Consider the following 12,979-nt stretch of genomic DNA (forward strand, 5'->3'; position numbering starts at 1 on the left):
TAAAATGCTATAATAGGCTTAAAAAGGAAAAGGATGCGGAGATATGTGGAGGGAAACGATCACAACTGAAGGACCATATAATTTTGAGCGAGTTTTAAGTCGTTTGTCTTTAGATCCTGTTCATACACTTAATATAGAAGGGAAATTCGTTAAAGTCCCTTTAGTCATTGAAGATAAGCCGTATGTCATCACCGTCCAATCAGTCGGAACGATCGCAAATCCATGTTTCGATATTAGTGGCAGTGATGAAAAGGTAAAAGACCAAGTATTAAAGAAAATAATAAAAATCTTTCAATTTGATTTTCCATTACATACACTTGGCTTGCATTTTCAAAAAACAAACATAGCCGAAATCTTTCAGCAACATGCAGGTACACCGCTTGTGTTAGAATTTGATCCTTATCGCTGTTTGATGAAATGCATCATTCATCAGCAGTTAAATTTAGCTTTTGCTCATAAGCTAACTGAACGTTTTGTTAAAACCTTTGGCTATCAGGTTGATGATGTGTGGTTTTATCCAAGACCGGAAACTGTGGCTGCTTTACAGTATGACGATTTAAAAGCCCTGCAATTCAGCGGAAGAAAAGCGGAATATGTTATTGATACATCACGATTAATAGCGGAGGGCAAATTAAATTTTGCAGAACTGGACATGCTGTCAGATGATGAGATTATGAAAAGGCTGATAAAAATACGGGGCATTGGTCCATGGACAGTGCAAAACCTGCTTTTATCCGGACTTGGCCGTCCAAATCTTTTCCCAAAGGCTGATATTGGCGTTCAAAATGCAATTAAAAAGCATTTCAAGCTTAATAAAAAGCCGACAGCTGAGGAGATGGACCAATACAGTAAGCAATGGGAGCCCTATTTAAGCTACGCAACCTTATATTTATGGAGAAGCATTGAGTAGAAACGGAGCGTTTTTAATGAACGATAAAAAGCAAGGAAATTCAATTAAGATTTCAAAAGGACAAACCTTTCCGTTAACGATCAAACGCTTGGGCATTAACGGGGAAGGAGTCGGGTACTTCAAAAGGCAGGTTGTCTTTGTTCCTGGCGCGCTTCCTGGTGAGGAAGTTTTAGTTGAAGCAACAAAAATACAACCTAAATTTGCAGAAGGAAAGGTGAAAAAGATCCGTAAAGCGTCACCTTTCCGAGTCAAACCGCCATGTCCCATTTATGAAGAGTGCGGAGGATGCCAGCTTCAGCATTTGACTTATGACCAGCAGCTGAAGGAAAAACGAGATATAGTGATACAATCACTCGAACGTCATACAAAGCTTAAACTAGACAAGCTTGATATTCGTCCAACAATTGGCATGGATGAGCCGTGGAACTACCGGAATAAAAGCCAATTTCAGGTTGGACAGCTAAAAAACGGCAAGGTCATTGCTGGTTTATATGGCATGGATTCACACCGACTGATCCCGATCCAAAACTGTATGGTCCAGCATCCATTAACAAATAAAGTGTCTGAAGAGGTAAAGCAGATTCTTGAAGACTTTCAAGTACCTATTTATGATGAACGAAAACGAAAAGGAATCGTCCGAACGATTGTGACCCGTGCAGGCTTCCATTCTGGTGAAGTTCAAGTCGTGTTAATCACAACCCAAAAAGAAGTGCCGCGTAAAAAGTTAATTATCGCGGAAATTCAGAAACGCTTGCCAGAGGTCAAATCGATTGTCCAAAACATTAATGGGAACAAGACCTCGTTAATCTTTGGCGAAAAAACACTTCATTTAGGCGGTGAAGAGGTGATCCAGGAAACGCTCGGTGACTTAAGTTTTGAACTTTCAGCACGAGCTTTCTTCCAGCTTAACCCCGCTCAAACAGTTAAGTTATATGACGAGGTGAAAAAAGCAGCAGGTCTTACTGGAAAAGAAAAAATTGCCGATGCCTATTGCGGTGTAGGAACAATCGGATTATGGCTTGCAGATGGGGCAAGCGAGGTTCGCGGAATGGACACCATTGAAGCAGCGATAGTGGATGCCCAGGAAAATGCAAAAAGACATGGCATCGAAAATGCCACCTATGTCACAGGAACAGCCGAGCACTGGCTGCCAAAATGGGTGGATGAAGGCTGGCGCCCAGACGTCATTGTTGTTGATCCGCCTAGAACAGGGTGTGACCGAAAGCTATTAGACGCGATTAAAAAGGTGAAGCCGCAGAAGTTTGTTTATGTTTCTTGTAATCCTTCTACCCTTGCGAAGGATATTGATTATTTGTCGAAGGAGTATAAGGTGGAGTATATTCAGCCGGTGGATATGTTTCCGCATACGGCGCATGTCGAGTGCTGTGCGTTGATAAAATTAATTAAATAAGAAGCAGATGAGCTCGAGAATCGATAAAAGATTCTCGGGCTTCCATCTGCCTTTATTTCAATTCTTTCAATTAAACGGTGTAAAATATCAGGTGTTAGTTCTTGAAAATCAATAAATCCGTCAAGCTGTTGTTTTAGTTCAATTAATGCCAATTCATCATATTTTGTTTGAAGAGTTGCCTTTAAGTTTTCAATCTTAGCTAAAATGCTATTAATATGTTCATTGGTATCATTAACGAATTCATCATAGTCTTCTTTTGATATTTTTTCTTCAATAAATAAATTGAGGGATTTCTTTTTCTTAAGTTTAAGACGTTCCAAATCCCTAGATAGGGAATCAATTTGCTTCTCAGCATTCTTTTTTTGCTGCTTCAGTTTTGATTCAAGTGATTCCAAAATATATTGGTTATCAAAAATGGAAGCAAGTTTTTTTATATCGTTTAGAATCGCTAACTTTAAATCGGCTTCTCTAATTAAATGATCACTACAGGCTTTGGCACCATGTTTATTGTAATTTCCACACATATATCCTCGACAGTTCTTTTTAAAGTGCATCCCACGACCACAATCTGCACAGTAAGCAGTATTTGTAAATAGATGTAGTTCTGCTTGAGGACGAGTCCGTTTCCTACTCATCATTAGTTGCTGTACTGCTTCAAAGTCTTGTTTAGAAATAATTGCTTCATGGGTATTGTGGACAAAGATAAAGTTATTCGGCTTGACTTGATCCCTCATCTTATTTGTTACACTTCTTGTCGTAGAACGTCCTTGAACTAAATCTCCAATATAATGTGGATTTTCAAGTATTAATCTTACCGTTGAACCATGCCACTTATCGTTAGCGTTCTTCTTTCCAACAATTTGGGCAGGTGTAGAGACTCCTTCTTCATACAATTCTCTTGCAATACGATCAAAGCCTTTACCCGATAAGTAATCTCTAAAAATTCGTCTTACAATGTCTGGGGTTCCATCTGTACTTAAATAAAGTTTCCCTTCTTTTACGGTGTAACCATATGGGGCATTGGAACCTTTAAATAAGCCTTTTTGTGCACGACTCTTCAAGGCTGCTTTGACACGCTCGCTTGTTCTCTGTGACTCTTGTTCATACATCCAAGCATAGATGCCGAACATCTGACCATTACCTTCTAATGTATTTATAGCATTATCTAAGGTGATGATATGAACCTTGTGTTGTTCAGCAATATCACGAATCTCATAGGACAAACGGCCATTACGAGCTAAACGTGATAGTTCTTTCGCTAAAATCACATCAAATTTTTTAGCTTTTGCATCGATAATTAGTTGTTGCAACTGCTGACGTTTTTCTGTGGTCCCACTTTCAATATCAATATAAAAGTTATGGATATCCCAACCCCTATCAGAAATATATCGAGCGAATAAATCCCGTTGATTTCCGAGTGAAGCTTTTTGTTCTTCCTTATCAGTCGAAACCCTAACATATACTGCACACCTCATGATACTTCTTTCCCTTCTGCATGAGATGTAGTAGTGTTCACCTTGTCTTGAGAATAATAGGTGTCTACTAATCTGTCAATAAACTCGTCAATTACTGACTTTAATGTATCCTGAAGTGTAATGTTAGATTCTTCATTAAAAATTCGTTCAATTTTCATTGAAATTCCCTCGTATAATATGGGGTCTAGACCCGGTGTTATTTATAGTATCCTCAGCTGATTTCTTGTGATAATTATATTCGTATAATACTAAGATCTCCTAAAATGGTCTGGCACCTTTAAGCATGATTGCCAGTGATAGATGAAATTAAAGGTACTAAATTTAACCTCATAATCAATATTTTCTTTCAATATCTCTCAATTTCGACTAATTTCGTAGAAAATGCCCAATAAGGGAAAAAAATATAAAAAATTTTAGAGGGGTAGTTGGTTTAATGGAACCTTCGGCTAGTGGAGTTCGGTGCCCCACCCCCTATTTTCTATCAAATGTATGGGGATAGATTTGATAGAAAAATATTTAAGGGGAAAATGGGACTACATAAAAATAAGAACGACTATCGGGTATCGGGGTCTTTGAAGTTATCTGAATAATGCCTTGTATTGTTTTGAATGACTTAAAATGTCGTTGGCTATTATTTGATAACGACAATGACACTATCATTTAGTAAAATAATATTATCATAAAAAGATCCAAGGATTATCTCAATATTAGAAGAGGGAAATGGAAAAAGATAAATCAGTTAGTTTTTCTTGACAAATAATATTAGTTTTATTATTAGAGCTGATGTATTTTTTAGGGGGAAGGAGCTCAAATGGCAGTAAAAGAAATAGATTTAAAAAAAATAATAAGAGGAATTACACCCAAAAGAAAAGTATATGCAGTTGATTTATTCTGTGGTGCAGGTGGGTTAACCCATGGTTTGGAAAAGGCTGGTGTAGATGTTCGTTTAGGAATAGATATTGATCCAGCTTGTGAATTTCCATACACAGAAAATAATCAGGCAAAATTTCTTCTAAAGTCTGTTGAGGAAGTTACAGCTAAAGATATTACACCATCTTTTCGGAAAAATGGAATTCGGTTACTTGCTGGGTGTGCACCATGTCAAACATTTTCAACTTACAACCAAAAGGCCAGTCAGGATGATAAACGTTGGTGGCTATTAATGGAATTCTCAAGACTTATTAAGGAAGTTAATCCAGAATTGATAACAATGGAAAATGTACCAAATCTTGAAGAACAAAATGTTTTTAAAGATTTTGTTAATGAGTTAGAATCATTGGATTATTTTGTGAATTATGGAATTGTAGATTGCTCTGATTATGGTCTTCCACAGCAGCGAAACAGATTGGTACTAATAGCATCTAAATTTGGCCCAATTAATTTGTTGTCACCTGAATTATTTGGAGAAGGGCGAAAGACTGTTCGTGATGCAATTGGAGATTTGCCCCCAATTGAAGCAGGAGATGTATATGAAAATGACCCATTACATCAAACCCCTGTGCTTAGTCCTCTTAATTTAAGGCGTATAAAAGCATCACGTCCTGGAGGAACTTGGCGGGACTGGGATGTAGACCTTCAGGCTGCTTGCCATAAAAAAGATACAGGAAAAACTTACCCAAGTGTTTATGGGAGAATGAGATGGGATGCTCCAGCTCCAACTATGACTACTCAATTCTTTGGATATGGGAATGGAAGATTTGGACACCCTGAGCAAGATAGAGCTATTTCATTAAGAGAAGGAGCAATTTTTCAGAGTTTCCCAAAAGACTATAAATTTGTTCCACCTGGAGAGCCTATTATTAAGAAACATATTGGAAGATTAATCGGTAATGCTGTTCCTGTTAAACTTGGAGAAGTTATTGGATTAAGTATCCATTCCCATGTAGGTAAGAATATAAAAACAGTACAAAAATATTTTAGGGAGCAAATGGTAAATGGTTAAATCAAAAGTAAAGGATAACTCAAACATTTATAGTCGTTCTGTTCCATCTCCAGGGCAACTGGTTGAAGTAAGAAGGAGACAGTGGGTTGTAAGCGAAGTACAGGGCTCATTACTAGAACCTACTAAAACCCAACATCTTGTTACTTTAGCATCAATTGATGAAGACTCAAATCTTGAGGAATTACAAGTGATTTGGCAATTGGAACCAGGTGCCAAAATAATTGAAAAGGCTGGATTACCAAGAATTACAGGCTGGGATTCATCCGATCAGATGGCCGCATTTCTTGACGCGATACGTTGGGGGGCCTCTACTAATGCAGATAGATCTTTTCTACAAGCTCCATTTCGTAGTGGAATTACAATTGAGGATTATCAACTTGACCCATTAGTAAGAGCTGTAGATATGGCCAGAGTAAATCTTCTGATAGCAGATGATGTAGGTTTGGGTAAAACAATTGAAGCAGGTTTGGTTATCCAAGAACTTCTACTTCGTCATAGAGCAAGGTCAGTCCTGATAATATGTCCTTCCTCTCTACAGTTAAAGTGGAAATCAGAAATGCAAGAAAAATTTGGACTTGAGTTTCGTATAGTAGATACTGATTATGTCAAACATTTGAGAAGAGAAAGAGGTATACATACCAATCCATGGACATCTTTTCCTAGATTAATTACTTCAATGGATTGGATGAAAAATGGAGAAGGTTTACGACTAATAAAAGAAATTCTACCACCACAGACAACTTATCCACGAAAGTTTGATATTTTGGTTATTGATGAAGCTCATAATGTAGCACCATCAGGAGCTTCAAATTATGCGTTGGAGAGTCAGCGAACCAAATTAATTCGTATGATTTCTCCACACTTTAATCACCGATTATTCTTAAGTGCTACTCCGCACAATGGTTACCAAGAATCTTTTACATCATTACTTGAACTACTTGATGACCAACGCTTTGCTAGAACTGTAATGCCTGAAGAAAACAAGCTAAAACAGGTAATGGTTCGGCGTTTGAAAAATGATATAGTTGACGAAAAAGGGTTGCCTGTTTTTCCTGTTCGCCAACTTGAGGGATTAGAAATAGATTATTCTACTGAAGAAATAGAAATTCATAATTTGCTCCAGGAATTTGTTGAACTTAGAAATAGGCATGTCAATCAAACAAAATATGGAGTAGATTTTATACATACTTTGTTAAAGAAAAGGCTTTTTTCATCGCCAATGGCTTTTGCAACTACACTTTCAAAATACAGGAATTCTTTAGAAAACGGAAGAGTTACAAAAAGAGAAAACAGTTCAATGAGAAACCGAATTCTTCATAATGCGATACTTCGTACTAAAGATGATTTTTCAGATGATCATCAGTTAGAAGATGCGTTACATGAGATTATTGAATTTGTTAGTGAAGATTTAGCTCCCGTAAATAATAATGAAAAGGAGATATTAGATAAGCTCTCAAATTGGGCAGAAACAGCGAAGTATAGAACGGATTCAAAGGCTGATGCTATTTTAGATTGGTTAAGAGTACATCTAAGAGATGGTAATCAGTGGAACAACAAAAGGGTGGTTTTGTTCACAGAGTATAGAGCAACACATACATGGCTTCATCAAATATTAGCAAGCCAAGGGTATGGTGGGGACCGACTTATGTTTCTCCATGGAAGTATGCTTCCTGAAGAACGAGAACGTGTTAAAGCAGCTTTTCAAACAGATCCGAATATTTCCCCTGTACGTATTTTACTTGCAACTGATGCAGCTTCAGAGGGAATTGATCTTCAAAACTATTGTAATTACCTCATACATGTGGAAATTCCATGGAATCCAAATGTTATGGAACAAAGAAATGGTAGAATTGATAGACATGGGCAAAAGGAAAAATTTGTTTATATTTGGCACCCGGTAGGTAAAGGTTTTAGTCAAAGCGATACTAAACATACTAATAAATCTAAGATTGTAAGTGATCATGAATTTTTGATGCGTGCAGCTTTAAAGGTAGATAGAATTCGCGAGGATCTTGGAAGTGTTGGGGCTGTTATAGCACTTCAAATTGAAGAAGCGATGTTAGGTAATAGAAAATTATTAGATACAAATGCAGCTGAGATTAAGGCAGCAAAAAGTCGGAAATTCATCCGAGCTGAACGGCAATTGAATGAAAGAATTACTAGGTTACACGATAAGCTCCTGGAGGCCAAGGAAGACTTTCATCTTACCCCAGAAAATATTTATAGAACTGTGAAAATAGCTTTAGAATTAGCAGAAAAACCAAATTTAATTCCAGTTAATATTCAAGGTTTACCGAAGGATAAAGTATTTGAGGTACCAATTTTACCTGGTTCTTGGGGTAGGGCAACAGCAGGGCTTGAGCACCCTCATACTGGTGAAAGAAGACCAATCACATTTGATCATGATATAGCAAAAGGTAGAGATGATATTGTTCTTGCGCACTTAAACCATAAACTCGTTCAAATGTGTCTGCGCTTATTACGTGAAGAGGTATGGAAGCTCGATGATATAAAAAAATTAAACCGTGTCTCTGTTAGAGCTGTACCAAGTAAAGAGTTAGATTATCCAGTAGCTATTATTCAATCACGACTAGTTATAACGGGTGGGGATCATCATAGAATCCATGAGGAGTTAACACTTTCAGGTGGTCTATTAAAAGAAAAAGGATTCACACGAATATCACAGGTAAGTAAAGTTGAATTACTTTTGAATTCATCGACACCAATAGAACCTAGTTTTCGTTTATTTAATGTTCTAAAACAAAGATTTGAAAGTAATGAAGAAGCTATAATTTCGACTGTAGAAGCGCGTTCGCGAGAACGATTAAAATATTTAGAAAATAGTATTAAACGCCGAAAAAAAGGTGAAATAGAGGATATAACAGCAATATTGGATGACTTAGAGAAGCTTATTGAAAGAGAGATTAAAGAGCAAAAGACTGAACAACTACAATTTGATTTTTGGCCCGATGACCAAAGAAACCAACTTCGTCGTGATGTAGATGCTTTACGAGCAAGATTGTCAAGAATTCCTGACGAAAAGAAATTAGAAATAGCAACAGTGCAAGAGCGTTATTCGAATTTAATTGATCGAACATTTCCTGTAGCTGTTGTTTTACTAGTGCCAGAATCTCTATTAAAGGGAGATGATAAAAAATGAAAAGTTTTTCTCGGCACCATGAATGGCTCTCTTTGATTGAGATATCAGGACCATTCTTATCTGTTCCTGTTCTAGATAAAGTTTTTCCTCAAGGGTTGAATATTGTTGAAACCAATACACGTAAACATGTACGTTCAGCCTATGAAGAATGGTGGGAATCAGTAGAAAACAATGACCCGGAACTTTCTGATTTGCATTTGGAATGGGTAAAACTTGTTTTAACACGGGTTCTTGAATATGATGAAGAGGTTTTGTTTATTAATCAAGAGATAAAAGAACCCTATTACTTAATACAGACTGACGGTAACAAAAAATTCTATCCCGATTATTTAGTAAGAGATGATGAAAATGAAAAACCACTTTTATTTATATCAATTCAAGAACCAAAAAAGGATTTATTATCTGTAGGAAATAGTGATGGTTGGTATATTTCAATAATGGAACGAATGACCATGTTGTGTAAAAGTCAGGGAGTACCACTTGGATTAGTAACAAATGGAGAACAGTGGATGTTTGTATATACTCCATCTGAAGATGTATCAGGACATGTTTCATGGTATTCCCGTTTATGGTTCCAAGAACCAGCAACACTTAAAGCATTCCAATCATTGTTGAATGTTCGTAGATTTTTTGGACCCGATAATGAAAAATTAGATGCTTTACTACTAGAATCATTAGAATTTCAAGAAGATGTTACAGAAACCTTAGGTGAACAGGTTCGTAGGGCGGTAGAGGTGCTTGTACAGGCATTAGATAAGGCAGATGAAGATAGGAATCGTGAGTTATTAAAAAATGTTACACCTGAAGAGCTATACGAGGCTGGATTGGCTGTAATGATGCGATTAGTATTTATACTTTGTGCCGAAGACCGAGGCTTGTTATTGCTAGGAGACCAAGTATACGATCAATTTTATGCTTTATCCAATCTCAGAAGTCAATTATCTGAGGATTCGGATAGATTTGGTCCAGAAGTTTTGGAAAGACGTCATGATGCGTGGGCGAGATTACTTACTCTATTTCGTGTTGTTTACGGAGGGGTAGACCATGAATCACTTCGTCTTGCTCCACTTGGTGGTACATTGTTTGACCCAGATAGATATCCTTTCCTAGAAGGTAGACAAAAAGGTAGTGACTGGACAAGAGATTTAGCAAATCCGATACCTATTGACAATAGGACTGTATTACTATTATTAAATTCTCTGCAGGTTTTGGAACAACCTGGAGGAGCTATTTTTCTCTCATATAAGGGTCTAGATGTTGAACAAATTGGCCATGTGTATGAGGGGCTTCTTGAATATACTGTTGTACGTGTTCCTGAGGTTACTTTAGGATTAATTGGATCCCTAAAAGCTCAGAATCCAAATGTTCCTCTATCCTTACTTGAAAAGACAAATAATAAGAGCGATGCACTATTGATTAAGTTAATAAAAGAAAAAACAGATAGATCTGAATCAGCTATTCGTAATGCAATAAACTCAAGTTTAAATGAAGCTGAATTATCAAGTTTAATTAAGGCATGTGGTGGAGATATAGACTTGGCAGAACGTATTCGCCCATTTATGAAGTTACTTAGAACTGATGCATGGGGTTCTCATATTGTTTATAGGGAAAATTCGTTTATTGTCACAATAGGTTTAGACCGTAGAGAAACGGGTACTCATTATACCCCTAAATCGTTAACAGAGTCTATTATATCAACAACGTTAGAGCCTCTCGTTTATCACGGACCATCCGAAGGAATAAACCGTGAAAAATGGCGAATTAAATCATCTTCAGAAATACTAGATCTTAAGATTTGTGATTTAGCTATGGGGTCTGGTGCTTTTCTAGTCCAAGCTTGCCGATGGCTTGCTCAACGTTTAATTGAAGCATGGGCAATAGAAGAAGAAGAGGGTAAAGTTATAACTATAGACGGAAAGATAAAAAGAGCTATTGTGGGAGAATTAATGCCGTCACAAACTGATGATCGACTTCTAATCGCTAGAAGAATTGTGGCTGAAAAGTGTTTATATGGAGTAGATTTAAACCCGATGGCTGTGGAACTTGCTAAACTTTCAATATGGTTAATTACTTTATCAAAAGGTCGTCCATTCGGATTTTTGGACCATAATTTTCGATATGGAGACAGTCTTTTGGGTATTTATGACATTGAACAACTGAAAAAATTGGATTTTTCCCCAAGTAAGGATAAACAACAGTTAAGAATTTTTGGAAATCAAATAGAAGAAACAGTTAACGAAGTAATAAAACTTCGTAAGAGTATACGTGGAATAAATATTATTGATATTAACGATGTTAAGGCAATGGTTAAACTTGATCAAGAAGCTAGAAATAAATTGCAAGATATTGAATTAATCGCAGATGCAATGATTGGAGAAGCTTTGAGATTTGGTGAGAATAGTCGTTTACTAAACGCTGCTTTAGATAGTCTATCATCAGAAGTGTGGGAAGTATTTAAAGGAGACTATAAGGTTAGAGAAAAATTAGAAAAAAGAACACTTGAAACATTATTACATGTTTCAAAAAATAACAAACTAATACATAGACCTTTCCACTGGCCGTTAGAATTTCCAGAGGTTTTTACGTCTAATAGTGTTGGGTTTGATGCAATCATAGGCAATCCACCTTTCATGGGGGGACGAAGAATGAGGGGCTCTCTCGGAGATAACTATGTAACATGGTTATCTACATCTTGGCCGCATGCTAGTTTGAATGCAGACCTAGTTTCGTTTTTCTATTTAAGAGCTGCTTCATTATTAAGGACTTCTGGTGAATTTGGTTTGTTGGCTACTAAAACAATTGGGCAAGGTGATACTGCTCGTACAGGTCTGTCATATATGATTGAAAATCAAAAAATCACTATTAGGTATGCATTGTCATCCTTTACCTGGCCTGGAAAAGCCGCAGTATTAGCTTCAAAAGTAATTGGGCATAAAGGAAATTGGAAAGGTAATAAAATACTTGATGGAGAAATTGTTAATTTCATTTCTCCAACATTAGATGATCAAAAGGGCTGGGGGGAAGCTAAGCCACTTTTAATAAACAAGGGGAAAAGTTTCCAAGGTTCTGTTTTAGCGGGTATTGGATTCGTTTTAGATAAAGAAGAAGCAAAGGATTTCATTGATAGAAATCCGGATAATGCAAGTGTTATTTTTCCATACTTGGGTGGAAATGAGATTAATACTGATCCAGAGCAACAGACTAAACGTTTTGCTATAGATTTTCGTGATTATCCCTTGGAAAAATGTGAAAAGAGATGGCCAGAACTGCTTGAAAGGGTTAAACAATTAGTAAAACCACAACGGGATAAGAGTAGAAGGAAGGCACATAAAGTGTATTGGTGGCATCATGGTGATAAACGCCCCGCACTATATAATCAAATAAAAAACCATGAAGAAGTTTTTGTTATAGCTAGAGTTACAAAGTATGTAGCTATAGCTAGGGTTCCAGCTAGACAAATTTTCAATGAAATGGTTGTTGTATTTGACTTACACTCTTGGACTAGCTTTTCTTTACTTCAATGTACCTTTCATGATATATGGGTTCGACGTGGGAGTACTACTTTAGGGGAGACACTCAGATACACCCCTTCGGATTATTTTGATACATACCCATTTATACACATAAAAGATAATAACCTTGAGGATATGGGTCATTATTATCATGATTTTAGAAAGAAAATAATGGTCGAGAATAATGAAGGATTAACCCAAATATATAATCGATTCCATAATCCTAATGATACTTCTGATGAGATTAAAAAACTTAGAAAATTACATGTAGAAATGGATATAGCTGTAGCCAATGCATATGGTTGGAATTATTTAAACTTGGACCATGATTTCCGAGAAACTAAACAGGGGTTGCGCTTTACGATATCGGATGATATTCAAAGTGAAATTTTAAGGCTTCTTCTTAAAGTCAATAATGAATGCCTTAATGCTGAGACCCAACATGAATTAAAGAAAAAGCAAAAGAAAAGCAATTCAAAAACAAAAAGTCAAAAAAAACGAGCCTTAAAGGTTATTGAAGAACAGCTAGACTTATTTGATGGCAAATAATGGAGAACTTATTATTTTCC

At 36.6% G+C, this 12,979-nt stretch carries 7 protein-coding genes; 5 read left to right on the plus strand and 2 right to left on the minus strand.

Annotation, left to right across the window (positions count from 1 at the left end):
- Nucleotides 1-43 precede the first annotated feature (43 nt).
- Both ACSVDH_RS02680 and rlmD read left to right on the plus strand, forming a co-directional pair.
- The gene (locus ACSVDH_RS02680; RefSeq protein WP_439253077.1) at nt 44-910 is read left to right on the plus strand and encodes a DNA-3-methyladenine glycosylase family protein; all 867 of its coding nucleotides are present in this window, start codon (nt 44-46) and stop codon (nt 908-910) included.
- A gap of 16 nt (nt 911-926) precedes the next feature.
- The gene (gene rlmD, locus ACSVDH_RS02685) at nt 927-2,321 is read left to right on the plus strand and encodes a 23S rRNA (uracil(1939)-C(5))-methyltransferase RlmD (RefSeq protein WP_439253079.1); all 1,395 of its coding nucleotides are present in this window, start codon (nt 927-929) and stop codon (nt 2,319-2,321) included.
- Here the strand turns inward: rlmD and ACSVDH_RS02690 are convergent.
- Together ACSVDH_RS02690 and ACSVDH_RS02695 are read right to left on the minus strand one after the other, a co-directional pair.
- Nucleotides 2,252-3,796 (minus strand): recombinase family protein, encoded by a 1,545-nt coding sequence (locus ACSVDH_RS02690; RefSeq protein ID WP_439253080.1) that lies wholly within the window; start codon nt 3,794-3,796, stop codon nt 2,252-2,254. The genes rlmD and ACSVDH_RS02690 overlap by 70 nt on opposite strands.
- Nucleotides 3,793-3,954, minus strand: coding sequence for a hypothetical protein (locus ACSVDH_RS02695; protein ID WP_439253081.1), 162 nt, complete (start codon nt 3,952-3,954; stop codon nt 3,793-3,795). Before ACSVDH_RS02695 ends, ACSVDH_RS02690 begins: the two co-directional genes overlap by 4 nt.
- A gap of 653 nt (nt 3,955-4,607) precedes the next feature.
- On the opposite strand from ACSVDH_RS02695, the gene ACSVDH_RS02700 reads away from it, so the two are divergent.
- The 3 genes from ACSVDH_RS02700 to ACSVDH_RS02710 are packed head-to-tail and all read left to right on the plus strand — an operon-like array spanning nt 4,608 to nt 12,959.
- A complete protein-coding gene (locus ACSVDH_RS02700; protein ID WP_439253082.1) occupies nt 4,608-5,738 on the plus strand; it encodes a DNA cytosine methyltransferase in 1,131 nt (376 codons plus the stop codon).
- A complete protein-coding gene (gene drmD, locus ACSVDH_RS02705; protein ID WP_439253084.1) occupies nt 5,731-8,898 on the plus strand; it encodes a DISARM system SNF2-like helicase DrmD in 3,168 nt (1,055 codons plus the stop codon). Before ACSVDH_RS02700 ends, drmD begins: the two co-directional genes overlap by 8 nt.
- Complete coding sequence (locus ACSVDH_RS02710) at nt 8,895-12,959, plus strand: Eco57I restriction-modification methylase domain-containing protein (protein ID WP_439253085.1); 4,065 nt, start codon at nt 8,895-8,897, stop codon at nt 12,957-12,959. The genes drmD and ACSVDH_RS02710 overlap by 4 nt, the downstream gene beginning before the upstream one ends.
- The last annotated feature ends 20 nt before the right edge of the window (nt 12,960-12,979 follow it).

Source organism: Metabacillus sp. Hm71, from assembly GCF_051842955.2.
In the GTDB taxonomy this organism is placed as follows: Bacteria; Bacillota; Bacilli; order Bacillales; family Bacillaceae; genus Metabacillus.